This is a genomic window from Burkholderia sp. BCC1972, assembly GCF_905339605.1.
In the GTDB taxonomy this organism is placed as follows: Bacteria; Pseudomonadota; Gammaproteobacteria; order Burkholderiales; family Burkholderiaceae; genus Burkholderia.
This window is the reverse complement of sequence record NZ_CAJPGH010000011.1, coordinates 34,907-58,292: the sequence shown is the minus strand read 5'-3', so window position 1 is coordinate 58,292 and position 23,386 is coordinate 34,907. Positions and strand designations below refer to the sequence as shown.

Here is a 23,386-nt window from a genome sequence, read left to right as displayed (position 1 = left end):
GGACGGGGCCGCGGCACGTCTGCGCGCACCGTTTGCGTCACCGGGTAAGTTTGCCGATCGGCTATAATTCCGCTTTTTTACGAAGCAAGAATAGCGAACGATCATGGAAGCGGAACGTCTCAACGCGATCGAAAGCTCCCTGCTCGACCTGCGCAACCGCGCGGGCGAGCTTCGGGGGTATCTTTGACTACGACGCCAAAGCTGCGCGTCTGACCGAAGTCAACAAGGAACTCGAAGACCCGAACGTCTGGAACGATTCGAAGAACGCCCAGGCGCTCGGTCGCGAGAAGAAGCTGCTCGAAGGCGTCGTCACGACGCTCACCGCGCTCGACGGCGACCTGCGCGACGCGCTCGACCTGTTCGAGCTGGCCCGCGAGGAAGGTGACGAGGACACGCTCCTCGCGTCGGAAGAAGACGCCGCGAAGCTCGAGGCGCGCGTCGGCGACATCGAGTTCCGCCGGATGTTCTCGAACCCCGCCGACCCGAACAACTGCTTCATCGACATCCAGGCCGGCGCCGGCGGCACCGAGGCGTGCGACTGGGCATCGATGCTGCTGCGCCAGTACCTGCGCTACTGCGAGCGCAAGGGCTTCAAGGCCGAGGTGCTCGAAGAGTCCGACGGCGACGTCGCCGGCATCAAGAACGCGACGGTCAAGGTCACGGGCGAATACGCGTACGGCTTCCTGCGGACCGAGACGGGCATCCACCGCCTCGTGCGCAAGTCGCCGTTCGACTCGTCGGGCGGCCGCCACACGTCGTTCTCGTCGGTGTTCGTCTATCCGGAAATCGACGACTCGATCGAAGTCGAGATCAACCCGGCCGACCTGCGCATCGACACGTACCGCGCATCGGGCGCGGGTGGCCAGCACATCAACAAGACCGACTCCGCGGTGCGGATCACGCACATGCCGACCGGTATCGTCGTGCAGTGCCAGAACGACCGCTCGCAGCACCGCAACCGTGCCGAAGCGATGGCGATGCTGAAGTCGCGCCTGTACGAAGTCGAGATGCGCAAGCGCCAGGCCGAACAGGACAAGCTCGAATCGAGCAAGACCGATGTGGGCTGGGGCCACCAGATCCGCTCGTACGTGCTCGACCAGAGCCGCGTGAAGGACCTGCGTACGAACGTCGAAATGAGCAACACGCGTGCGGTGCTCGACGGCGATCTCGACGACTTCATCAGCGCGAGCCTCAAACAGGGCGTGTAAGCGCCGCGGCGCGGCCTGGCCCGCGCCGCCCTTCCCGTTTGCGTTGCCGCACCCACTCCGAATTCCGACCATCATGACCGAACCGACCCAAACGCAGCCCGCCGTCACGGCGGACGAAAACCAGATCATCGCCGAGCGCCGCGAGAAGCTGCGCGCCCTGCGCGAGCAAGGCGTCGCCTACCCGAACGATTTCCGGCCCGAGCACCACGCAGCCGACCTGCAGGCGAAATTCGCCGACTCGGACAAGGCCGCGCTCGAAGCGAACCCGGTCGAGGTGTCGGTCGCCGGCCGCATGATGCTCAAGCGCGTGATGGGCAAGGCGAGCTTCGCGACGGTGCAGGACGGTTCGGGCCAGATCCAGTTCTTCGTGACGCCGAACGACGTCGGCGCCGAAACCTACGACGCATTCAAGAAGTGGGACCTCGGCGACATCGTTGCCGCGCGCGGCGTGCTGTTCCGCACCAACAAGGGCGAGCTGTCGGTCCAGTGCAAGGAGCTGCGCCTGCTGTCGAAGGCGCTGCGTCCGCTGCCGGACAAGTTCCACGGCCTGTCCGACCAGGAAATGCGCTACCGCCAGCGCTACGTCGACCTGATCGTCACGCCGGAAACGCGCGACACGTTCCGCGCCCGCACGAAGACGATCGCGTCGATCCGCAAGTTCATGGACAACGCCGAGTTCATGGAAGTCGAGACGCCGATGCTGCACCCGATCCCGGGCGGCGCGGCAGCAAAGCCGTTCGTCACGCATCACAATGCGCTCGACATGCAGATGTTCCTGCGCATCGCGCCGGAGCTGTACCTGAAGCGCCTGATCGTCGGCGGCTTCGAACGCGTGTTCGAGATCAACCGTAACTTCCGGAACGAAGGCGTGTCGCCGCGTCACAACCCGGAATTCACGATGATGGAGTTCTACGCCGCGTACACCGACTACCGCTGGCTGATGGACTTCACCGAGCAACTGATCCGCCAGGCGGCCATCGATGCGCTCGGCACCGCGACGATCCAGTACCAGGGCCGCGAGCTCGACCTCGCGAAGCCGTTCCATCGCCTGACGATCACGCAGGCCATCCAGAAGTACGCGCCGGACTACACCGACGGCCAGTTGTCGGACGACGCGTTCCTGCGCACCGAACTGAAGCGCTTCGGCGTCGACGTGTCGCAGCCGGCGTTCCTGAACGCAGGCATCGGCGCGCTGCAGCTCGCGCTGTTCGAGGAAACGGCCGAAGCGCAACTGTGGGAGCCGACGTTCATCATCGACTACCCGGTCGAGGTGTCGCCGCTCGCACGTGCATCGGATACGGTGCCGGGCATCACCGAGCGTTTCGAGCTGTTCATGACCGGCCGCGAGATCGCGAACGGCTTCTCGGAGCTGAACGATCCGGAAGACCAGGCCGCGCGCTTCAAGAAGCAGGTCGAGCAGAAGGATGCGGGTGACGAGGAAGCGATGTTCTTCGACGCCGACTACATCCGCGCGCTCGAATACGGGATGCCTCCGACCGGCGGCTGCGGGATCGGCATCGACCGTCTGGTGATGCTGCTGACCGACAGCCCGACGATCCGCGACGTGCTGCTGTTCCCCCACCTGCGCCGCGAAGACTGATCGCCGCACCCGCGTGTGCGCCGCGCCCCGCGGCGCGCACGCGTCAGCTTTGTAACGACGCGTAAGTCCCGCCAGCCGGCGTTCGCCGGCTTTCGATCCTCCCCCGTTTTATTCCCTCGCCGCGCCTACCTTCTGCGGGTTTTCCCTGCCATGGGCGCGTGCGCCCCGCTGCAATTCGTTACACCTTGATACGATGCGCCGCGCGCCGGTGGATGACACTCCTGTTGCGTCACCACGCATGACCACGGGACCAGAACCAGGCGCAGGAACGCCAGGTCTGCTCGCTCCCGAGCGTGGGATCCGGTCCGGCCCGCAGTGCCGACCCGGATCGACACCGGAGAAAAAAATGGACAGCCAGAATCAGACCACGCCGCAAAAGCAACGCCTCCACCCGCTCATCGCCACCGCAGCCGGCGCCGTCATCGTCGCCAGCCTCGCGGCGACGGCAGCGATCACGGGCATCTTCCCGAAGGCCAACAGCAACAACGCACAGAACGGCCAGACCCAGGCCGCGCTGATCGCATCGCAGCCGGCCGTCGATACGGCCGCGGCCGCCAGCGCTGCGCTGGCCGCGCAAGCCCAGCAGCAGGCAGCCGAACAGGCCGCCGCGCAGCAAAAGGCTGCCGAGCAGAAGGCCGCCATCGCGCAGGCTGAACCGAAGCCCGCGCCGCGCCCGGCCGCGCCGCATCGCCGTCACACGACGGCGCCGCAGCCTCCGCAATACGCGCAGCAGCCGTCGACGCCGGCCCAGAGCTACTGCCAGACCTGCGGCACGGTCGTCGCGATCTCGCAGACGCGCACGCCGGGCCAGAGCTCGGGGATCGGCGCCGTGGGCGGCGCTGCAGCCGGCGGCCTGCTCGGCAACCAGTTCGGTCACGGCAACGGCCGCACCGCGATGACGATCATCGGCGCGCTGGGTGGCGGTCTCGCCGGCAACCAGGTCGAGAAGCAGGTGCGCGCGGAAACCGACTATCAGGTGCAAGTGCAAATGGAGAACGGCGCGACGCGCACGTTCACGTACCACAACCCGCCGCCGTTCGGCCAGGGCCAGCGCGTGCGGATCGAGAACGGCACGCTGGTCGGCGCGTAATCGCCTGATCGTATCAGTGCCCCCTGCCCGCATGTCGTGCGCGGGCAAGCGGCCTGAAAACGAAAACGGCTCGTGAGCAATCGCTCGCGAGCCGTTTTTTCATTGCGCCGTGCGCACCCATGCGGCGCACGCGGTACCCGGTCGGTCAGTCTTCGTCGTCGAAGTCCGACTCGTCGATCCAGTATGCCTGGATCGCTTCGAGGATCTTCTCGCCCGAGTGCGCCGGATCGTCGTCGAAGCCGTCGAGTTCGAGCACCCACTGGCGCAGGTCGACGAAGTTGATCCGCTGCGGGTCGATGTCCGGGTGCTTGTCCGCCAGCGCAATGGCTATTTCACGCGAATCGGTCCATTTCATCGCCTGCCTCCGGTCTGGGTCAGTGGTTTTCCTTCGCGTGGTTGATCGAGTACTTCGGGATCTCGACCACCAGGTCCGAATCTTCCTTCACGATCGCCTGGCACGACAGGCGCGACGTCGGCTCGAGGCCCCACGCCTTGTCCAGCAGATCGTCTTCGTCCTCTTCGGACGGCGTCAGGTCGTTGAAGCCCTCGCGGATCACCACGTGGCACGTCGTGCAGGCGCACGACTTCTCGCATGCGTGCTCGATCTCGATCCCGTGATCGAGCAGGTTGTCACAGATACTCTTGCCGGGCGTCGCGTCGATCACTGCGCCATCCGGGCACAGTTCGACGTGAGGCAGCACCACCAGTTGAGGCATGTCCGTTCCGTCAGTCAGGGTGCGGCGCGACGCGCCGCACGGTTCATCATCGCGCGCGGGCCGTCGCCGGCCGATGCGCGGTTCGCAAGTTCAGATCTCGTCGAGCCGGCGGCCCGACAGCGCGCGCTTGATGCTCTTGTCCATCCGGCGCGCCGCGAATTCGTCGGTGCCGTCGGCCAGCGCCTTGGTCGCCGCCTCGATCGCGTTCGTATCGTCGCCCTGCACGATCGCACGCAGCGCGGCGGCAAGCGTATCGACCTGCGTGCGCTCGTCCGCATCGAGCAGTTCGCCGTCGGCCGCGAGCGCGGCCTGCGTCGCCTCGAGCATCCGCTCGGCCTCGACCTGCGCTTCGCGCAGCGCGCGCGCGCGCATGTCGATTTCGGCCGTCTTGAAGCTGTCCTCGAGCATCTTCGCGATGTCGTCGTCGGCGAGGCCGTACGACGGCTTCACGACGACCGACGCCTCGACGCCCGACAGCTGTTCGCGTGCGAACACCGACAGCAGGCCGTCCGCGTCGACCTGATAGGTCACGCGAATGCGCGCGGCACCGGCCGTCATCGGCGGAATGCCGCGCAGCTCGAAGCGCGCGAGCGACCGGCAGTCGGCGACGAGCTCGCGCTCGCCCTGCACGACGTGGATCGCCATCGCCGTCTGGCCGTCCTTGAAGGTCGTGAATTCCTGCGCACGCGCGATCGGAATCGTCGAGTTGCGCGGAATGATCTTCTCGACGAGGCCGCCCATCGTCTCGACGCCGAGCGACAGCGGAATCACGTCGAGCAGCAGCCAGTCGTCGCCGGTACCGCGATTGCCCGCGAGCAGGTCGGCCTGGATCGCCGCGCCGAGCGCGACGACCTGGTCCGGATCGAGGTTCACGAGCGGCGGCTGGCCGAAATATTTCGCGACCGCGTCGCGGATCACCGGCATGCGCGTCGCGCCGCCGACCAGCACGACACCCTTGATGTCGGCCGGCGTGACCTGCGCGTCGCGCAGCGCCTTGCGGGTCGGCGTGAGCGTGCGCTGCACGAGCGGCTCGACGAGCGACGCGAACGTGTCGTGCGTAATCGTCTGCACGAGGTGCGCACCGCCCGACAGCGTGACGTCCAGCGACGCCTGCGGCGCGGCGGACAGCGCTTCCTTCAGCACGCGCACGCGGTCGAGCAGCAGGCGAACGTCTTCGGGCGCCAGCGTCTTCGCGTCGATGCCGGCCTGCGCGAGCACGTGCCCGAACAGCGCATGGTCGAAATCGTCGCCGCCGAGCGCGGAATCGCCGCCCGCAGCCAGCACTTCGAACACGCCCTTCGTCAGCTTCAGGATCGACAGGTCGAACGTGCCGCCGCCGAGGTCGTACACCGCGTAGAGGCCTTCGGCGCCATTGTCGAGGCCGTAGGCGATCGCCGCGGCAGTCGGTTCGTTCAGCAGGCGCAGCACGTTGAGGCCCGCGAGGCGCGCCGCATCCTTGGTCGCCTGGCGCTGCGCGTCGTCGAAATACGCAGGCACCGTGATCACCGCGCCGACCAGATCGTCGCCAAGCGAATCCTCGGCGCGATAGCGCAGCGTCGCGAGAATCTCGGCCGACACTTCGACCGGGCTCTTCACGCCGTCGATGGTACGGATCTGCACCATGCCCGGCGCGTCGATGAATTCGTACGGCGCGTTCGCCGCGCCTTCGACCTCGGCCTTGCCGCGGCCCATGAAACGCTTGACCGACACGATCGTGTTGCGCGGATCGGTGGCGGCCTGCTCCTTCGCTTCGTGGCCGATGCGACGGCCGCCCTTCTCGAGGTAGCGGACCACCGACGGCAGCAGCACGCGGCCCGCCTCGTCCGGCAGCACTTCCGGCACGCTGTTGCGCACGGCCGCGACGAGCGAGTTCGTCGTGCCGAGATCGATCCCGACGGCGAGTCGCCGCTGGTGCGGCGCCGGCGCCATGCCCGGTTCGGAAATTTGCAGTAAAGCCATCTTGGTTCGTTCGGGCGCTCGGCCCGTTTGCTGCGCGTGCCGCGAGGCACGCGGTTAAGTTTCGAGGCGCTCGATCTGCGCGCCCACTTCCGACGCGACGCGTTCGATGAACATCAGCTGGCGCACGGCTTCCGCGGCGGCCTGGTCGGCGCCGCTGTCGAGCAGCGTGCCGAGGCGCTCGACGCGCACGCGCTTCTCGTCGCGCAACTCGGCGAGCAACCCGTCGAGCGCGTCGACGTTGCGGGCGGCCGCGGCATCCTCGATGCCTTCGCGCCACTCCATCTGCTGCATCAGGAACGCTGGCTCCATCGCCGTGTTGTTTTCCGCGCCGATGTCGACGCCGCGCAGCGACAGCAGGTAGGACGCGCGCTTCAGCGGATCGCGCAGCGTGCGATACGCCTCGTTCGCGCGGGTGGCCCATTGCATCGCGATGCGCTTCTGCGCATCGCCGGCCGCCGCGAAGCGGTCCGGATGCACCTGCGTCTGCACCGTCCGGTAGGCGGCGTCGAGCGCCGTTTCGTCGAGCGCGAATTGCGCCGGCAGGTGAAACAGGTCGAAGTGGCTGTCTTTCAGCGAGACCATCGTCGCGTTCAATTCCGGTTCGTCGCGCGGCAAACGCCGCACATTAAAAAGGCGGCCCGTGCCGCCTCTTGCCCGCATCGCGCGGAGATCCGCGTCACACGCGGAACGATTCGCCGCAACCGCACTCGTCCTTCACGTTCGGGTTGTTGAACTTGAACCCTTCGTTCAGGCCTTCGCGGGCGAAGTCGAGCTCGGTGCCGTCGATGTACGCGAGGCTCTTCGGATCGACGATCACCTTCACGCCATGGCTCTCGAACACCTGATCCTCGGGAGCCAGCTCGTCGACATACTCGAGCTTGTACGCGAGCCCCGAGCACCCGGTCGTGCGAACGCCAAGCCGCAGGCCCATACCCTTGCCGCGACGGACGAGGTATTTCTGAACGTGCTGTGCTGCTTTTTCGGTCAGTGTAATTGCCATGATGTCCTTGCCGCGGCGCGCCGCCCGGGCCCGCCGCGTTTCCTTCTCTAGCCGCTCGATGCCGCTCAGGCTGCTGCCTGATCGCCTTCCTTGGTGTCGTGGCGCTTCTTGTAGTCGGCCACGGCTGCCTTGATCGCGTCTTCCGCGAGGATCGAGCAGTGAATCTTCACCGGCGGCAGCGCGAGTTCCTCGGCGATCTGCGTGTTCTTGATCGACAGTGCTTCGTCGAGCGTCTTGCCCTTCACCCACTCGGTGACGAGCGAGCTCGACGCGATCGCCGAACCGCAACCGTAGGTCTTGAACTTCGCGTCTTCGATCACGCCGTCCGCGCCGACGCGGATCTGCAGCTTCATCACGTCGCCGCACGCCGGCGCGCCGACCATGCCCGTGCCGACCGTGTCGTCGTCCTTCGCGAACGAACCGACGTTGCGCGGGTTTTCGTAGTGATCCAGAACCTTGTTGCTGTAAGACATGACTCAGACTCCTTGACTCGTTACGTCTGCGTGCGTCAATCCGCCCGCGGGTGCATTCAATGCGGTATTAGTGTGCGGCCCATTCGATCGTCGACAGATCGATGCCTTCCTGGTGCATTTCCCAAAGCGGCGACAGTTCGCGCAGCTTCGCGATCTTGCTGTTCAGCAGATTGATCACGAAGTCGACTTCCTGCTCCGTCGTGAAGCGGCCGACCGTGAAGCGGATCGAGCTGTGCGCGAGTTCGTCGTTGCGGCCCAGTGCACGCAGTACGTACGACGGCTCGAGCGACGCCGACGTGCATGCGGAGCCCGACGACACCGCGACGTCCTTGATCGCCATGATCAGCGACTCGCCTTCGACGAAGTTGAAGCTGATGTTCAGGTTGTGCGGGACACGGTGTTCCATGTCGCCGTTCACGTAGGTTTCCTCGATCTGCGACAGGCCGCGCAGCAGCTTGTCGCGCAGCATGCGGATGCGCTCGTTCTCGGTCGCCATTTCTTCGCGGGCGATGCGGAACGCTTCGCCCATGCCGACGATCTGGTGCGTCGCCAGCGTGCCCGAACGCATGCCGCGCTCGTGGCCGCCGCCGTGCATCTGCGCTTCGATGCGCACGCGCGGCTTGCGGCGCACGTACAGCGCGCCGATGCCCTTCGGGCCGTAGGTCTTGTGCGCCGAGAACGACATCAGGTCGACCTTCAGCTTCGCGAGGTCGATCACGACCTTGCCGGTCGACTGCGCGGCGTCGACGTGGAACACGATGCCCTTCTCGCGGCAGATCTCGCCGATGGTCTCGATGTCCTGGATCACGCCGATCTCGTTGTTCACGTGCATCACCGACACGAGGATCGTGTCCGGGCGCAGTGCGGCCTTGAACACGTCGAGGTCGATCAGGCCGTCATCCTTCACGTCGAGGTAGGTGACTTCGAAACCGTCGCGCTCGAGCTCGCGGCACGTATCGAGCACGGCCTTGTGCTCGGTCTTCACCGTGATGATGTGCTTGCCCTTGCCCTTGTAGAAGTTCGCGGCACCCTTGATCGCGAGGTTGTCCGATTCGGTTGCGCCGGACGTCCAGATGATCTCGCGCGGATCGGCGTTCACGAGTGCGGCCACCTGTTCGCGCGCCTCTTCGACCGCACGCTCCGCGTCCCAGCCGTAAGCGTGGCTGCGCGACGCCGGGTTGCCGAACTGCTCGCGCAGGTACGGCACCATCTTGTCGACCACGCGCGGATCGACCGGCGTCGTCGCGCTGTAATCCATGTAGATGGGCAGGTGGAGAGTCTCTTGGGTCATCTGTCGCTCCGGGTATTCTGTGCAGGGACTAACTATGTGCGTTATGGGGTATGGCGGGCGCCTTCGCGCTCACGAACTCGCGATGTTGAACACCGAATTGGGGCCGAGCGGCATCGTGCGCACGGGCTCGGCCGGTGCGGCGACGGGCTCCGGTGTGCGGCGATCGCGCAGCACCGCAGGGGCGCCCTCGCGTGCACGCTGCTGATCGACGAGATCCTGCAGCGACACGGAGTCGAGGTATTCGACCATCTTCTGGTTCAGGGTCGACCACAGCTCGTGCGTCATGCAATGGCCGTCGGGCTGCTTCGAGCCGTCGCACGTGCCCTTGCCGCCGCACTGCGTGGCATCGAGCGGTTCATCGACCGCGATGATGATGTCGGCAACGGTGACGTCCTGCGCGCGACGCGCGAGGTTGTAGCCGCCGCCCGGGCCGCGCACGGATTCGACGATTTCATGCCTGCGCAGCTTGCCGAACAGCTGTTCGAGATACGAGAGCGAAATCCGCTGGCGCTGGCTGATGCCTGCAAGCGTCACCGGGCCCTGCTCCTGGCGCAGTGCCAAGTCAATCATCGCCGTGACGGCGAAACGGCCTTTGGTGGTGAGTCTCATGGTGTCTAGGGGACTGCAATCTTGACGATTTTGGTCAAGTATAAATATTTGACGATTTTAGTCAAGTATCCATGTCTTTGAAAGGGTATTCGCAGACCGCTGAATACCGTGCGATCAGCGCGCCGTACGGGCCCGAAGCGTTTCCAGCAGGCCCGCGCACGCGCGCTCGACCTGGTCGAGCACCTGTTCGAACCCCTGCGCGCCGCCGAAATACGGGTCGGCCACTTCGGTTTCGCCCGATCCCGGCGCGAACTCCATCAGCAGGCGCACCTTGTCGCGATGCTGCGGCGGGCAGCGCCGCCGCAATTCCGCGAGATTCGCCTCGTCCATCGCCAGCAGCAGGTCGAAGCGCTCGAAATCCGCCGCGCTCACCTGCCGCGCGCGCAGCGCCGACAAGTCGTAGCCGCGGCCGAGCGCGGCTGCCTGCGCCCGCGTATCGGGCGGCTCGCCCACGTGCCAGTCGCCGGTGCCGGCCGAATCGATCGCGATCCGGTCGGCCAGCGCGGCCGCGTCGACCTGGTGGCGCATCACGCCTTCCGCGGTGGGCGAGCGGCAGATGTTGCCGAGACAGACGAAACAGATCGCAACGCGGGTCATCGCACTATCGGGAAGTTGCGGCGGACCGCGTGAGGAAATAGCCGGCCATTATACAAAGACGGCCGAAATCGCGCCGCCGCGCAAAGCGACGGCGCCGTGCATTACAGCGCCTTCGGCGCGGCGAGCACGACGTCGCCGGCTGCCGCCGGCAGCGGCTTGGCCGCGTCGCCGACCAGCCCGAACGACACCGCGCGCGCCAGCTCGGCAGACGCCTGGTGCACCGCCAGCGGGCCACGCGACGGCGCATCGGCCATCGCATGCAGATAGGCTGCCGCTGCCAGCGGGACGACGATTGCCAGCGGCCAGTACATCGATATTGTCTTTCTCATGATGCGAACCTCCTTGACCGGGTACCCCGAAATCCACTTCCGGGGACTACAGACAGGATTCTATAGACCGCATCTATCGAGATAAATATGCAAATAGCGAACGCACTGTTGCCGCCCGATGAACAGTCGTCAGCCGAGGTGGCTCTGGGACGCCGCGTACAGCTCGCGGAACGTGCGCCCGGTCGGCGTCGGCATGTCGCGCGTATCCATCCAGCCGCCCATCATCGGCAGGCGCCGCAGCATGCCGCCGCTGCCGCCCAAGCGCTCGAGGACGCGCACCGCGAGCTTGGTCGTCAGCGCGTACAGCATCGGCCGCCGCGCGAAGAAGCCCCACGCGGCGAGCGCCGCCCGCTCGCGCCACGGCCGCAGGTGCCGCTCGACCTGCTTCTCGCGCAGCGTGCGCAGCAGGTGCGACAACGGAATGCCGGCCGGGCACACGCTGTCGCATTCGCCGCACAGCGTCGCGGCCTGCGGCAGGTCGAGCGTGCGGTCGAGCCCGACGTAGCTCGGCGTCAGCACCGACCCCATCGGCCCCGGATAGACCCAGCCGTACGCGTGGCCGCCGACCTTCTGGTACACCGGGCAGTGGTTCATGCACGCGCCGCAGCGGATGCAGCGCAGCATGTCCTGGAACTCGCCGCCGATCAGGCCCGTGCGGCCGCCGTCGACCAGCACCACGTAGTTGTGCTCGGGACCATCCTCGTCGCCGGGCCCGCGCGGGCCGGTCAGCAGCGAGAAATAGTTCGACGTCTTCTGCCCCGTCGCGGAACGCGGCAGCAGTCGCATCGCGGTCGCGAGATCCTCGAGCGTCGGCAGCACCTTCTCGATGCCTGTCACCGCCACGTGCACGCGCGGCATCACCGTGCACATGCCCTCGTTCCCTTCGTTCGTCACGATCGCGACCGAGCCCGTCTCGGCGATCACGAAGTTGCCGCCCGTCACGCCCATGTCGGCCGACATGAAATGCGGGCGCAGCACCTCGCGCGCCTCGCGCGTCATGTCCGGGATCTCGGTGAGCCGCTCGCGGTGGTGCGTACGCGCGAACAGGTCGGCGATCTCGTCCTTGTCCTTGTGCACGACGGGCGCAATGATGTGGCTCGGCGGCTCGTTATCGTTGATCTGCAGGATGTATTCGCCGAGGTCCGTCTCGATCGACTGCACGCCCATCTCCGCGAGCACCGCGTTCAGGCGCATTTCCTCCGACACCATCGACTTGGTCTTGATGACCTTCTTCACGTCGTGCCGGCGCGCGATGTCGGCGACGAGCCGCGCGGCATCCGCGGTCGTCTCGGCGAACAGCACCGTCGTGCCGCGCCGCGTCGCCTCGCGCTCGAACGCCTCGAGCCAGACATCGAGGTTTTCCAGCGCACGGTTGCGGCGTGCCTTGAGCGCGGCGCGCGTGGCCGGGAAGTCGATCGCGGTCATCGCGTCGGCGCGCGCGGACACGAACTTCGTCGACAGCTTCTTCAGGTTCTGCTGCAGGCGCTGGTCGGCCAGCTTCTGGCCGGCGCGCGCCTTGAAATGCATCGATTGGACTTGCATCGCGGTATCGGGGGAAAAGTGAGCGGAACCGGGCGTCAGACGTCGCCCGCCAGCACCTGCGCGACGTGCAGCACGCGCGTGTCGCGGTCGCCGGTGCGGCGCAACCGCCCTTCGATGTTCAGCATGCAGCCGAGATCGCCGAGCACGACGGCGCCCGTGCCCGATGCGCGCACGTTCGCGCATTTCTCGTCCGCGATGGCCGCCGAGATGTCGTCGTACTTGACCGCAAACGTGCCGCCGAAGCCGCAGCAGTGCTCGCAGTCCTTCATCTCGGTGACCGCGACGCCGCGCTGCGCGAGCAGCGCGCGCGGCTGCGCCTTCACGCCGAGCTCGCGCAGGCCCGAGCACGAGTCGTGATAGGTGACGGGCCCGGTGAATTCGCCCGGCGCGAGCGACACCTTAGCGACGTTCGCGAGGAAATCGGTCAGTTCGTAGACTTTCTGCTGGAACCGCGTGTAGCGCCCCATCAGTTCGGGGTCGTCGCGGAACAGGTCGCCGTAGTGCGCGCGAATCATCCCGCCGCACGAACCCGACGGCGCGACGACGTAATCGAACTGCTCGAACTCGCGCAGCGTCTTTTCGGCGAGATCGCGCGCCAGTGCGCGGTCGCCCGAATTGTAGGCGGGCTGGCCGCAGCAGGTCTGCGCGGGCGGCACGATCACCTCGTAGCCGGCGTCGCGAATCAGCTTCAGCGCCGAGAAACCAATTTCGGGGCGCATCAGATCGACCAGGCAGGTCACGAACAAACCGACTCGCATACGTGCTCCTTCGAGAAAACGGCTCTCATTATCCGCCGTTTGGCTGGCAAGACCAACGCCGGCTCGCGCGCAACCCGGCCGCGCGAGAAACGAGGACTTCCTCGAACGGCGTTCGCTTTTTTCACGATACGAGATACAATCGTTGCAACACCGCTTGACGCGTCAACCGATTTCTCCCCCGACATGAGCCAACCCACCCCGGATTCAAAAACGTCGATCCAGGTGATCGAACGCATGATGCGGTTGCTGGACGCGCTCGCCGCGCACAGCGATCCTGTCAGCCTGAAGGAACTGGCGCAGCGCACGGAGCTGCACCCGTCGACCGCGCACCGCATCCTCAACGACATGGTGACCTGTCGCCTCGTCGACCGTTCCGATCCCGGCACCTACCGCCTCGGCATGCGGCTGCTGGAGCTCGGCAACCTCGTGAAGGCGCGCCTGTCGGTGCGCGACGCGGCGCTGATGCCGATGCGCGAACTGCACCGCCTCACCGGGCAGACCGTGAACCTGTCGGTACGGCAGGGCGACGAGATCGTCTACATCGAGCGCGCGTATTCCGAACGCTCGGGGATGCAGGTCGTCCGCGCGATCGGCGGCCGCGCGCCGCTGCACCTCACGTCGGTCGGCAAGCTGTTCCTCGCGGCCGACGAAACGTCGCGCGTGCGCGCCTATGCAACGCGCACGGGGCTGTCCGGCCATACGCAGAACAGCATCACCGACATCGCGAAGCTCGAGCGCGAGCTCACGATCGTCCGCCAGCAATCGTGCGCGCGCGACAACGAGGAGCTGGAGCTCGGCGTGCGCTGCATCGCGGCCGGCATCTACGACGATTCGGGCAAGCTCGTCGCGGGCCTGTCGCTGTCGGCACCGGCCGACCGCCTGCAAGACGCGTGGCTCGGCCAGTTGAGTCGCACGGCGCTCACCATCTCGGAATCGCTCGGCTACCGGCCCGCGCCCTCGAAAGACGTGGACGGACTGCAGCGGCAGGCGTAAGCCCGCCCTCGCCCACCCCGGTTTTTTTCCCGACGAAAAAAAGCCCCGCGATTGCGGGGCTTTTTCCTTTGCGCCTGCAAAGCGGCGGCGAACCGCCGCGATGCGATCAGGTGCCGCCGTTCGGCGTGTTGGCTGCCGTCAGGCGCTCGCCGCCACCGGCGTCGAGCCAGTTTCGCAGGCGCGATGCGTCGGCGAAGCGCGAGTACTTGCCGTACGAGTCGAGCAGCACCATCACCATCGGCCGGCCGTGGATCGTCGCCTGCATCACGAGGCATTCGCCTGCTTCGTTGATGAAGCCCGTCTTCTGCAGGCCGATGTCCCACGAGCCGTTGCCGCGGATCAGCGCATTGGTGCTGTTGTAGACCAGGTTGCGCTTGCCCGTGTACACCTCGTACGTGCGATCGGTCGAGAATTGACGGATCATCGGGTACTGGTACGCCGCATTGACCATCTTCACGAGGTCACGTGCGCTCGACACGTTCGAACTCGACAGGCCCGTCGAATTCTCGAAGTGCGTATCGGTCATGCCGAGCGCCTTCGCCTTCGCGTTCATCGCGGCGATGAACGCCGGACGGCCGCCCGGGTAATAACGCGACAGCGACGCGGCCGCGCGGTTTTCCGACGCCATCAGCGCGATGTGCAGCATGTCCTCGCGCGACAGCACCGAGCCGACCGACAGGCGCGAGCCCGTGCCCTTCTCGTAGTCGCGGTCTTCGTCGGTGACTTCGATCTGGTCGGTCATCGGCGACTTCGAGTCGAGCACGACCATCGCCGTCATCAGCTTCGAGATCGACGCGATCGGCACGACGGCGTGCGAATTCTTGTCGAACAGCGGCTCCCCGGAATTCTGGTCGACGACGTACGCGACGCTCGAACGCAGCGCGAGCGCGTCGGGCGTGTCGTGCAGGCCGAACGCCTGGCCGACCGTCGGACGGCGCGGCTGGAACGCGACCTTCCGGACCGCGCCGCGGTGGCCGCCATGCAGGTTGTTCGCGGCGAGCGTCACCCGCTTTCGCGACGCCTTCGCGCGCGGCGCATCGGCCTCGGCGACCTTGGCGGATTTGTCGGACGTCGCCTTGGCCGACTTCTTCTTCGCTGACGAAGCAGGAGCGACGGCCTTTTTCTTGGCGGCTTGTTGGGTCTTCGCAGTGGCGGCAAAGGCGTCAGCAGGCGCGACGGACGCTGTGGTCGCCAGCAAGGCGACTGCGACCGACACAGCCGTGCCGAGCGTCATGCTCTGCAACAATCTGCGCGGTGAAAACGATTCGGCTTTCATTGGGGTCTGGACAAAGCGGGCGGGAGGTTTCCGCAAGTGTAGTTAAAGCTGAAAAAAAGAGCAATATTAGGCACTTACCGATCGTCGTTAAACCGGAATGTAAGGGTCGGTCAACCTCAGACCAATGAACCCTCCCGCCCCCATCGAAAAAACTCATGGGTGCACTGCCCGACAGCGCCCGTCTCCCGATTACCACACGGTTAATTGAGATAACGTCACTTTGGAGGCGATTTAAAGCGGGGAAACTACGTATCCGGTGCTCGGCGTGCCAAGGGCGCCGGTCTCGACCGTGGCGGCGGCACGTCGCCACGGCACGCGCATCGAAACGGCGCGCTTTTCGACAGGAACAGAAGGATAACGTTCCATGGGCCTGTCAGGTTTACCTGTGCATGATCATGGTGCGCCGCGCTTGCCCCGCGCTCGTGCGCACCATCTGGGATTACGCATGAAACCGATTCCGAACGGCCACGATAACTCGTTGTTTTATCGATAATTTACGATGATTGTGCAACGCACAAAAAGTACTTGACATCCGCTTCCTCTGCCCTAAAATAGGCCTCATTGCTGCGTTGCACAAAGCACGCGCATCCGAGGTTCCCCAGCGTAGTGCCCTTTATCCCTGCGATCGACGCGATCGCTTTTCAGGAGCTTGACATGTCCTTGCTGACCCCCGAGCAAATCGCCGCTGCACAAAAAGCCAACCTCGAAAGCCTGTTCGGTCTGACGACCAAGGCATTCGAAGGCGTCGAAAAGCTGATCGAACTCAACCTGCAGGTCGTGAAGTCGACGCTGGCCGAGGGCCAGGAAAACGCACAGCGCCTGCTGTCGGTGAAGGACGCTCAGGAACTGATCGCACTGCAAGCCAGCCTGTCGCAGCCGGTCGCTGAAAAGGTGCTGTCGTACGGCCGTCACCTGTATGAAATCGCATCGTCGACGCAAGCCGAGTTCGCGAAGGTTGCCGAAGCGCAATTCGAAGAGCAGAACAAGAAGGTCCAGGCACTCGTCGACAACGTCGCGAAGAACGCCCCGGCCGGTTCGGAAACGGCTGTCGCCGCGCTGAAGTCGGCACTGAACGCTGCGAACACCACGTACGAAACGGTTCAGAAGGCCACGAAGCAAGCCGTCGAAATCGCCGAAACGAACTTCAACGCTGCTGCTGCCGTCGCAACGAAGGCTGCTACCGCCGCTGCCGCACGTCGTTCGAGCAAGCCGGCCGCGTAAGCGTCCCCTGCTCCTGAAAGAGCCGCGCCCAGCGCGGCTTTTTCGTTTCCGGCGCCGGAACGTGCGCGAACGGCCCGCCGCTCGCCGCGCTCGACCGAGCGGTTTGATCGCTGCAGCGGCCGCAGGCAAAAGAAAACGCCGCCGTCCGGACTGCCCGGGCGGCGGCGTTTTTTGTGGCCGGCGCATGGCCGGCCGTGCGCGTCGCGTTACTTCTTGCGTTGCGGCGGCAGGTCCGTACAGACGCCTTCGTACAGTTCGGCGGCCATGCCGACCGATTCGCCGAGCGTCGGGTGCGGATGGATCGTCTTGCCGATGTCTTCCGCGTCCGCGCCCATCTCGACGGCGAGGCACACTTCGCTGATCAGGTCGCCCGCGTTCAGGCCGACGATGGCGCCACCGATCACGCGGTGGGTTTCCTCGTCGAAGATCAGCTTCGTGAAGCCTTCGTCGCGGCCGTTCGCGATCGCGCGGCCCGACGCGGCCCACGGGAACACGGCCTTGCCGTACTTGATGCCTTCGGCCTTGCACTGGTCTTCCGTCTTGCCGGCCCACGCCACTTCCGGATCGGTGTACGCCACCGACGGGATCTGCAGCGCGTCGAAGTATGCCTTCTCGCCGTGCGCGGCTTCCGCGGCGACGTGGCCTTCATGCACCGCCTTGTGCGCGAGCATCGGCTGGCCGACGATGTCGCCGATCGCGAAGATGTGCGGCACGTTCGTGCGCATCTGCTTGTCGACGTCGATGAAGCCGCGATCCGTGACCGCGACGCCGGCCTTGTCGGCACCGATCTTCTTGCCGTTCGGGCTGCGGCCCACCGCCACCAGCACGAGGTCGTAGCGCTGCGCTTCCGCCGGCGCCTTCTCGCCCTCGAACTTCACGTAGATGCCGTCTTCCTTCGCTTCCGCGCCGACCGTCTTGGTCTTCAGCATCACGTTGCCGAAGCGCTTCGCGTTGTACTTTTCCCAGACCTTCACGAGATCGCGGTCGGCGCCCATCATCAGGCCGTCCATCATTTCGACGACGTCGATCTCGGCGCCGAGCGTCGAGTACACCGTGGCCATTTCGAGGCCGATGATGCCGCCGCCGATCACGAGCATGCGCTTGGGCAGTTGGCGCAGTTCGAGTGCGCCGGTCGAATCGACGACGCGCGGGTCTTCCGGCATGAACGGCAGCTTCACGGCTTGCGAGCCTGCGGCGATGATCGCCTGCTTGAACTTGACGACCTTCTTGCCGTTTTCGCCCTGCACTTCCATGTGGAACGGGTCGACGAATGCGCCGACGCCCGTGACCACTTCGACCTTGCGTGCCTTGGCCATGCCGGCGAGGCCCGTCGTCAGTTTCTTGACGACGCCGCCCTTGAAGTCGCGCAGCTTGTCGAGGTCGACTTGCGGCTTGCCGAACGTGATGCCGTGCGACGCAAGCGCCGCGGCTTCCTCGACGACGAGCGACGTGTGCAGCAGCGCCTTCGACGGGATGCAACCGACGTTCAAACACACGCCGCCGAGCGTCGAATAGCGTTCGACGAGTACGGTCTTCATGCCGAGGTCGGCGGCGCGGAACGCGGCCGAGTAGCCGCCGGGGCCGGCGCCGAGCACGAGCATGTCGCACTCGATGTCGGCGGCACCGCTGTAGCTGCCGGCTTGCGGCGCGGGCGCCGGCGCGGCGGCGGCCGGAGCCGGTGCGGCGGCTGCGGGCTTCGGCGCTTCGGGCGCTTTCGCGGGCGCGGGAGCGGCGGCGCCTGCCGATGCTTCGACGATGGCGATGACGGTGCCTTGCGAGACTTTCTCGCCGGCTTTGACCTTGATTTCCTTGACGGTGCCGGCGACGTCGCTGGGCACTTCCATGGAGGCTTTATCGGATTCGAGCGTGATGAGCGTTTGCTCTTTTTCGATCACGTCGCCGGGTTTGACGTTGACTTCGATGACGTCGACGCCGCTGAAATCGCCGATATCCGGAACCTTGACTTCGATGAGACTCATTACTGTCCCCTTCTTGATTGACTGCAGACAGAGGGGGAGGAACCCGCAGAAAAAACCCGCAACGACGGCCTGACAAAAGAACGCGAACCTGGGCAGGACCACCTTTGCTGTCCGCCCAAGGACGCGCCTTTCTTTTGGTTACTTTTCTTTGGAAGACAAAGAAAAGTGACCGCCGCCCCGCGCAGGGGCGACGCTAGCAGACCGTCAGCAATACAGGTTCAACGACAGGGCGCGGATAACAAACAAAGAACCCACGCCCCCGCGAGCCACCTCCCCGCTCATCAAAGAGCGATGCGACGGAAATCGCCGAGCAACGCGCCGAGATACGCATTGAACCGCGCGGCTTCGGCGCCATCGATGACGCGATGGTCATACGACAGCGACAGCGGCAGCATGAGACGCGGCACGAACTGCTTGCCGTCCCACACCGGCTTCATCTGCCCGCGCGACAACCCGAGGATCGCCACTTCCGGCGCGTTGATGATCGGCGTGAAGTTGGTGCCGCCGATCCCGCCGAGCGACGAGATCGAGAAGCAGCCGCCCTGCATCTGGTCCGGCTTCAGCTTGCCTTCGCGCGCGGCCTTCGACAGGTCGCTCATTTCCTTCGCGATGTCGACGAGACCCTTCTTGTCCGCATCGCGGATCACCGGCACGACGAGGCCGTTCGGCGTATCGGCCGCGAAACCGACGTGGAAGTACTGCTTGAACACGAGGTTGTCGCCGTCGAGGCTCGCGTTGAAGGTCGGGAATTTCTTCAGTGCGGCGACGACTGCCTTGATCACGAACGCGAGCATCGTGAACTTCACGCCCGCCTTCTCGTTTTCCTTGTTCAGCTGGACACGCAGCGCTTCGAGCTCGGTGATGTCCGCTTCGTCGTTGTTCGTGACGTGCGGGATCATCACCCAGTTGCGATGCAGGTTCGCGCCCGAGATCTTCTTGATGCGCGACAGCGGCTTCGCCTCGAACGGGCCGAACTTCGAGAAGTCGACCTTCGGCCACGGCAGCAGGTTCAGCTCGCCGCCGCCGGCCGGTGCGGCTGCCGCAGCCGGTGCCGCACGCTGGCCGGTCATCACCCCCTTCACGAAGCCCGTGACGTCTTCCTTCGTAATGCGGCCCTTCGGACCCGAACCCTGCACGCGTGCGACTTCGACGCCGAGTTCGCGCGCGAACTTGCGCACCGACGGCGATGCGTGGCTCGCGCGGTATTCGCCCGACGGCGCAGCGGCCGGGGCCGGGGCCGCGGCAGCCGGTGCCGGCGCAGCCTGCGCGGGTGCCGGTGCAGCAGCCGGCGCCGGCGCGGCAGCGGCCGGAGCCGGTGCGCTCGCCTGCGGAGCGGCAGCCGGTGCGCCTGCGGCTTCGAGCAGCACGATCAGCGTGCCTTCCGATACCGAATCGCCCACCTTGACCTTGATGTCCTTCACGACGCCAGCGGCCGGGCTCGGCACGTCCATCGTCGCCTTGTCCGATTCGAGCGTGACGAGCGACTGCTCCTTCTCGACCGTGTCGCCGACTTTCACGCCGATCTCGATCACCGGCACGTCCTTGTAGTCGCCGATGTCGGGCACCTTCACCTCGAGCGTGCCGCCGGCTGCTGCCGGTGCGGCCGCCGGGGCTGCCGCGGCCGGGGCCGGCGCTGCCGCCGGAGCCGGAGCGGCGGCAGGCGCAGCCGCGCCGTTCGCCTGCGCCGCGGCGCCGCCTTCGAGCAGGATGATCAGCGAGCCTTCCGACACGGAATCGCCCACCTTGACCTTGATTTCCTTCACGACGCCGCCAACCGGGCTCGGCACGTCCATCGTCGCCTTGTCCGACTCGAGCGTGACGAGCGACTGCTCGGGCTCGACCGTATCGCCGACCTTCACGCCGATCTCGATCACCGGCACGTCCTTGTAATCGCCGATATCCGGCACCTTCACTTCGATCGCTTGACTCATCTGTTTCTGTCTCCATGGCCGCGCGCGCTCCTCGCGGGAGCGGCGCGCGGCATCACACGGCGTGTGCGTTAAACGGTCATCGGGTTGGGCTTGGACGGATCGAGGTTGTACTTGGCAATCGCGTCCGCGACCACCTTGCGCTCGATCGTGCCTTCGTCGGCCAGCGCGTTGAGCGCGGCGACGGTGACCCAGTGACGGTCGACTTCGAAGAAGTGACGGAGCTTCTCGCGGGTATCCGAGCGGCCGAAGCCGTCGGTGCCCAGCACGACGAAGCGGCGATCGACCTGGCCGCGGATCTGGTCGACCAGCGCACGGACGTAGTCGGTCGATGCGATGACCGGGCCCTGCGTGTCCTTCAGGCACTTCTGCACGTGCGACAGGCGACGCTCTTCGGTCGGATGGAGCAGGTTCCAGCGCTCGACCTGATGGCCTTCACGCGCGAGCTCGGTGAAGCTCGGCACGCTCCACAGGTCGGCAGCGACACCCCAGTCGTTCTTCAGCAGGTCGGCCGCGGCGATCACTTCGTTGAAGATCGTGCCCGCGCCGAGCAGCTGGACGCGCGGCGCCTTCTTGTCGGCGTCGGCCTTGCGGAACGCGTACATGCCCTTGATGATGTCGGCCGCTACGTGGTCGCCCTGCGGAATCGCCGGGTGCTCGTAGTTCTCGTTCATCACCGTGATGTAGTAGTACACGTCTTCCTGGTCCTGCACCATGCGGCGCAGGCCGTCCTGGATGATCACGGCGAGTTCATAGCCGAACGTCGGGTCGTAGCTCACGCAGTTCGGCACCGATGCCGCCCACAGGAGCGAGTGGCCGTCTTCGTGCTGCAGGCCTTCGCCGTTCAGCGTCGTGCGGCCCGCGGTGCCGCCGAGCAGGAAGCCGCGCGAACGCATGTCGCCCGCGGCCCAGGCGAGGTCGCCGATCCGCTGGAAGCCGAACATCGAATAGAAGATGTAGAACGGCACCATGATCTCGCCGTGCGTCGAGTACGACGTCGCCGCAGCGATCCAGTCGCACATGCCGCCCGCTTCGTTGATGCCTTCCTGCAGGATCTGGCCGGTTTCCGATTCCTTGTAGAACATCAGCTGGTCGGAATCTTCCGGCACGTACTTCTGGCCCTGCTGATTCCAGATGCCGATCTGGCGGAACAGGCCTTCCATGCCGAACGTACGCGATTCGTCCGGGACGATCGGCACGACGCGCTTGCCCAGCGCCTTGTCCTTCAGCAGGATGTTCAGGATCCGCACGAACGCCATCGTCGTCGAGATCTCGCGGCCTTCGCCCGTGCCCTTCAAGAGCGGCTCGAACGCGTCGAGCGCCGGCACCGGCAGCGACGTCGCCTTCTCGCGGCGATGCGGCAGGTAGCCGCCGAGATCCATGCGCTGCTTGCGCATGTATTCGAGCTCCTTCGAGCCTTCCTCGAACTTCAGGTACGGCACGTCGGCGATCTGCTCGTCGGTGATCGGCAGGCGGAACTGGTCACGGAACTTCTTCAGTTGCTCGACCGGCAGCTTCTTCTGCTGGTGCGTGATGTTCATTGCCTGGCCCGACTCGCCCATCCCGTAGCCCTTGATGGTCTTCGCGAGGATGACGGTCGGCGCGCCCTTCGTGTTCGTGGCTTCGTGGAAGGCCGCGTAGATCTTGTGCGGATCGTGGCCGCCGCGGTTCAGCGCCCAGATGTCGTCGTCCGACCAGTCGGCGACGAGCGCCTTCAGCTCAGGTGTGTTGAAGAAGTGCTCGCGCACGAACGCGCCGGATTCCGACTTGTACGTCTGGTACTCGCCGTCGACGACGTCCATCATGCGGCGCATCAGCGCGCCCGACTTGTCGCGCGCGAACAGCGCATCCCAGCGGCTGCCCCAGATGACCTTGATCACGTTCCAGCCGGCGCCGCGGAATTCCGATTCGAGTTCCTGGATGATCTTGCCGTTGCCGCGCACCGGGCCGTCGAGACGCTGCAGGTTGCAGTTGATCACGAACACGAGGTTGTCGAGCTTCTCGCGGCTCGCCATCCCGATCGCGCCGAGCGATTCCGGTTCGTCCGTCTCGCCGTCGCCGAGGAATGCCCACACCTTGCGGCCTTCCGTCTTCGTGATGCCGCGTGCCTCCAGGTACTTCATGAAGCGCGCCTGGTAGATCGCCATGATCGGGCCGAGACCCATCGACACGGTCGGGAACTGCCAGAAGTCCGGCATCAGCCACGGGTGCGGGTACGACGAGATGCCCTTGCCGTCGACTTCCTGGCGGAAGTTGTCGAGCTGCTCTTCCTTCAGGCGGCCGAGCAGGAACGCGCGCGAGTACACGCCCGGCGACGAGTGGCCCTGCACGAACACGAGATCGCCGCCGTGCTGGTCGGACGCTGCGTGCCAGAAATGGTTGTAGCCGACGTCATAGAGCGTCGCGGCCGATGCGAACGATGCGATGTGGCCGCCGACGTTCGTGTCCTTGCCTGCACGCAGCACCATCGCCAGCGCGTTCCAGCGCGTGTACGAACGGATGCGGTGCTCGAGGTCCTGGTCGCCCGGGATCTTCGCCTGGGCTTCGACCGGAATCGTGTTGATGTACGGGGTGTTGGCGGAGAACGGCAGGTGTTCGCCGTGCATGCGGGCGAACTCGATTTGCTTTTCGATCAGGTAATGCGCGCGGCCGGTGCCCACGGAGGAGATCACGCCATCGAGCGACTCCAGCCACTCGACGGTTTCTTGCGGGTCGTCGTCACGTTCGGCGGCGACATACTTCATCACTTCGTTCGGTACAGCGGACATTCTCGTCTCCTGGGTCCTGGAATATGAGGATCGCTCTCATGCAGACGAC

General features: G+C 65.7%; 21 protein-coding genes. 5 read left to right on the top strand and 16 right to left on the bottom strand.

The genetic code is table 11. From position 1 onward, the window contains the following. The first annotated feature begins 103 nt into the window (after positions 1-103). The 3 genes from prfB (at position 104) to U5798_RS17435 (ending at position 3,898) form a co-directional block, all read left to right on the top strand. Positions 104-1,208 (top strand): peptide chain release factor 2 gene (gene prfB, locus U5798_RS17445; RefSeq protein WP_124455448.1). Its coding sequence is split into 2 segments (ribosomal slippage): positions 104-184 and positions 186-1,208, totalling 1,104 coding nucleotides; the frame shifts between segments, so codons are not numbered across the junction. Positions 1,209-1,281: 73 nt separating this feature from the next. Beyond that, positions 1,282-2,808 carry a lysine--tRNA ligase gene (lysS, locus tag U5798_RS17440; RefSeq protein WP_043190322.1) on the top strand — a complete coding sequence of 509 codons (1,527 nt, stop codon included), beginning with the start codon at positions 1,282-1,284 and terminating at the stop codon, positions 2,806-2,808. A 346-nt stretch (positions 2,809-3,154) separates the two neighbouring features. Beyond that, complete coding sequence (locus U5798_RS17435) at positions 3,155-3,898, top strand: glycine zipper 2TM domain-containing protein (RefSeq protein ID WP_322082745.1); 744 nt, start codon at positions 3,155-3,157, stop codon at positions 3,896-3,898. A gap of 145 nt (positions 3,899-4,043) precedes the next feature. On the opposite strand, the gene iscX is transcribed toward U5798_RS17435, so the two are convergent. The 12 genes from iscX to U5798_RS17375 all read right to left on the bottom strand — a co-directional run bounded on the left by iscX (position 4,044) and on the right by U5798_RS17375 (position 13,172). Further along, a complete protein-coding gene (gene iscX, locus U5798_RS17430; protein WP_322082744.1) occupies positions 4,044-4,253 on the bottom strand; it encodes a Fe-S cluster assembly protein IscX in 210 nt (69 codons plus the stop codon). Positions 4,254-4,272: 19 nt separating this feature from the next. Continuing rightward, complete coding sequence (gene fdx, locus U5798_RS17425; protein ID WP_006478392.1) at positions 4,273-4,614, bottom strand: ISC system 2Fe-2S type ferredoxin; 342 nt, start codon at positions 4,612-4,614, stop codon at positions 4,273-4,275. Between the two features lie 90 nt (positions 4,615-4,704). Then, positions 4,705-6,573 (bottom strand): Fe-S protein assembly chaperone HscA, encoded by a 1,869-nt coding sequence (hscA, locus tag U5798_RS17420; RefSeq protein ID WP_124455450.1) that lies wholly within the window; start codon positions 6,571-6,573, stop codon positions 4,705-4,707. Between the two features lie 54 nt (positions 6,574-6,627). Further along, positions 6,628-7,155, bottom strand: a complete 528-nt coding sequence (gene hscB / locus U5798_RS17415; RefSeq protein WP_124455486.1) for a Fe-S protein assembly co-chaperone HscB — start codon at positions 7,153-7,155, stop codon at positions 6,628-6,630. A gap of 94 nt (positions 7,156-7,249) precedes the next feature. Further along, a complete protein-coding gene (iscA, locus tag U5798_RS17410; protein ID WP_012492710.1) occupies positions 7,250-7,573 on the bottom strand; it encodes an iron-sulfur cluster assembly protein IscA in 324 nt (107 codons plus the stop codon). A gap of 65 nt (positions 7,574-7,638) precedes the next feature. Beyond that, positions 7,639-8,046 carry a Fe-S cluster assembly scaffold IscU gene (iscU, locus tag U5798_RS17405; RefSeq protein ID WP_006481982.1) on the bottom strand — a complete coding sequence of 136 codons (408 nt, stop codon included), beginning with the start codon at positions 8,044-8,046 and terminating at the stop codon, positions 7,639-7,641. 67 nt (positions 8,047-8,113) lie between these two features. Beyond that, entirely contained in the window at positions 8,114-9,337 is a 1,224-nt protein-coding gene (locus tag U5798_RS17400) for an IscS subfamily cysteine desulfurase (RefSeq protein WP_124455451.1), read from the bottom strand. 69 nt (positions 9,338-9,406) lie between these two features. Continuing rightward, a complete protein-coding gene (iscR, locus tag U5798_RS17395; protein WP_009691731.1) occupies positions 9,407-9,946 on the bottom strand; it encodes a Fe-S cluster assembly transcriptional regulator IscR in 540 nt (179 codons plus the stop codon). 114 nt (positions 9,947-10,060) lie between these two features. Beyond that, a complete protein-coding gene (locus U5798_RS17390) occupies positions 10,061-10,543 on the bottom strand; it encodes a low molecular weight protein-tyrosine-phosphatase (RefSeq protein WP_124455452.1) in 483 nt (160 codons plus the stop codon). Between the two features lie 101 nt (positions 10,544-10,644). Further along, positions 10,645-10,872 (bottom strand): hypothetical protein, encoded by a 228-nt coding sequence (locus U5798_RS17385; protein ID WP_124455453.1) that lies wholly within the window; start codon positions 10,870-10,872, stop codon positions 10,645-10,647. Between the two features lie 129 nt (positions 10,873-11,001). Further along, entirely contained in the window at positions 11,002-12,414 is a 1,413-nt protein-coding gene (locus U5798_RS17380; protein WP_124455454.1) for a lactate utilization protein B, read from the bottom strand. Between the two features lie 35 nt (positions 12,415-12,449). Beyond that, on the bottom strand, positions 12,450-13,172 hold the full coding sequence (locus U5798_RS17375) for a (Fe-S)-binding protein (protein ID WP_322082743.1): 723 nt from the start codon (positions 13,170-13,172) through the stop codon (positions 12,450-12,452). Positions 13,173-13,355: 183 nt separating this feature from the next. Between U5798_RS17375 and U5798_RS17370 the strand changes: the two genes are divergently transcribed. Further along, positions 13,356-14,165 carry an IclR family transcriptional regulator gene (locus tag U5798_RS17370; RefSeq protein ID WP_059233713.1) on the top strand — a complete coding sequence of 270 codons (810 nt, stop codon included), beginning with the start codon at positions 13,356-13,358 and terminating at the stop codon, positions 14,163-14,165. A gap of 106 nt (positions 14,166-14,271) precedes the next feature. On the opposite strand, the gene pbpG is transcribed toward U5798_RS17370, so the two are convergent. Then, positions 14,272-15,441, bottom strand: coding sequence for a D-alanyl-D-alanine endopeptidase (pbpG, locus tag U5798_RS17365; RefSeq protein ID WP_322082742.1), 1,170 nt, complete (start codon positions 15,439-15,441; stop codon positions 14,272-14,274). A gap of 654 nt (positions 15,442-16,095) precedes the next feature. On the opposite strand from pbpG, the gene U5798_RS17360 reads away from it, so the two are divergent. Continuing rightward, the gene (locus U5798_RS17360; RefSeq protein ID WP_006481973.1) at positions 16,096-16,662 is read left to right on the top strand and encodes a phasin family protein; all 567 of its coding nucleotides are present in this window, start codon (positions 16,096-16,098) and stop codon (positions 16,660-16,662) included. 206 nt (positions 16,663-16,868) lie between these two features. On the opposite strand, the gene lpdA is transcribed toward U5798_RS17360, so the two are convergent. The 3 genes from lpdA to aceE form a co-directional block, all read right to left on the bottom strand. After that, entirely contained in the window at positions 16,869-18,641 is a 1,773-nt protein-coding gene (lpdA, locus tag U5798_RS17355) for a dihydrolipoyl dehydrogenase (protein WP_322082741.1), read from the bottom strand. A 281-nt stretch (positions 18,642-18,922) separates the two neighbouring features. Next, entirely contained in the window at positions 18,923-20,572 is a 1,650-nt protein-coding gene (gene aceF, locus U5798_RS17350; RefSeq protein WP_322082740.1) for a dihydrolipoyllysine-residue acetyltransferase, read from the bottom strand. Between the two features lie 68 nt (positions 20,573-20,640). Further along, positions 20,641-23,337, bottom strand: a complete 2,697-nt coding sequence (gene aceE, locus U5798_RS17345) for a pyruvate dehydrogenase (acetyl-transferring), homodimeric type (protein ID WP_322082739.1) — start codon at positions 23,335-23,337, stop codon at positions 20,641-20,643. Positions 23,338-23,386 lie beyond the last annotated feature (49 nt).

What these genes read in the sequence shown, in the direction of transcription:
- lysS (WP_043190322.1), top strand. Translation starts at nt 1,282, where the DNA reads ATGACCGAACCGACCCAAACGCAGCCCGCCGTCACGGCGGACGAAAAC.
- U5798_RS17435 (WP_322082745.1), top strand. Translation starts at nt 3,155, where the DNA reads ATGGACAGCCAGAATCAGACCACGCCGCAAAAGCAACGCCTCCACCCG.
- iscX (WP_322082744.1), bottom strand. Translation starts at nt 4,253, where the DNA reads ATGAAATGGACCGATTCGCGTGAAATAGCCATTGCGCTGGCGGACAAG.
- fdx (WP_006478392.1), bottom strand. Translation starts at nt 4,614, where the DNA reads ATGCCTCAACTGGTGGTGCTGCCTCACGTCGAACTGTGCCCGGATGGC.
- hscA (WP_124455450.1), bottom strand. Translation starts at nt 6,573, where the DNA reads ATGGCTTTACTGCAAATTTCCGAACCGGGCATGGCGCCGGCGCCGCAC.
- hscB (WP_124455486.1), bottom strand. Translation starts at nt 7,155, where the DNA reads ATGGTCTCGCTGAAAGACAGCCACTTCGACCTGTTTCACCTGCCGGCG.
- iscA (WP_012492710.1), bottom strand. Translation starts at nt 7,573, where the DNA reads ATGGCAATTACACTGACCGAAAAAGCAGCACAGCACGTTCAGAAATAC.
- iscU (WP_006481982.1), bottom strand. Translation starts at nt 8,046, where the DNA reads ATGTCTTACAGCAACAAGGTTCTGGATCACTACGAAAACCCGCGCAAC.
- U5798_RS17400 (WP_124455451.1), bottom strand. Translation starts at nt 9,337, where the DNA reads ATGACCCAAGAGACTCTCCACCTGCCCATCTACATGGATTACAGCGCG.
- iscR (WP_009691731.1), bottom strand. Translation starts at nt 9,946, where the DNA reads ATGAGACTCACCACCAAAGGCCGTTTCGCCGTCACGGCGATGATTGAC.
- U5798_RS17390 (WP_124455452.1), bottom strand. Translation starts at nt 10,543, where the DNA reads ATGACCCGCGTTGCGATCTGTTTCGTCTGTCTCGGCAACATCTGCCGC.
- U5798_RS17385 (WP_124455453.1), bottom strand. Translation starts at nt 10,872, where the DNA reads ATGAGAAAGACAATATCGATGTACTGGCCGCTGGCAATCGTCGTCCCG.
- U5798_RS17380 (WP_124455454.1), bottom strand. Translation starts at nt 12,414, where the DNA reads ATGCAAGTCCAATCGATGCATTTCAAGGCGCGCGCCGGCCAGAAGCTG.
- U5798_RS17375 (WP_322082743.1), bottom strand. Translation starts at nt 13,172, where the DNA reads ATGCGAGTCGGTTTGTTCGTGACCTGCCTGGTCGATCTGATGCGCCCC.
- U5798_RS17370 (WP_059233713.1), top strand. Translation starts at nt 13,356, where the DNA reads ATGAGCCAACCCACCCCGGATTCAAAAACGTCGATCCAGGTGATCGAA.
- pbpG (WP_322082742.1), bottom strand. Translation starts at nt 15,441, where the DNA reads ATGAAAGCCGAATCGTTTTCACCGCGCAGATTGTTGCAGAGCATGACG.
- U5798_RS17360 (WP_006481973.1), top strand. Translation starts at nt 16,096, where the DNA reads ATGTCCTTGCTGACCCCCGAGCAAATCGCCGCTGCACAAAAAGCCAAC.
- lpdA (WP_322082741.1), bottom strand. Translation starts at nt 18,641, where the DNA reads ATGAGTCTCATCGAAGTCAAGGTTCCGGATATCGGCGATTTCAGCGGC.
- aceF (WP_322082740.1), bottom strand. Translation starts at nt 20,572, where the DNA reads ATGAGTCAAGCGATCGAAGTGAAGGTGCCGGATATCGGCGATTACAAG.
- aceE (WP_322082739.1), bottom strand. Translation starts at nt 23,337, where the DNA reads ATGTCCGCTGTACCGAACGAAGTGATGAAGTATGTCGCCGCCGAACGT.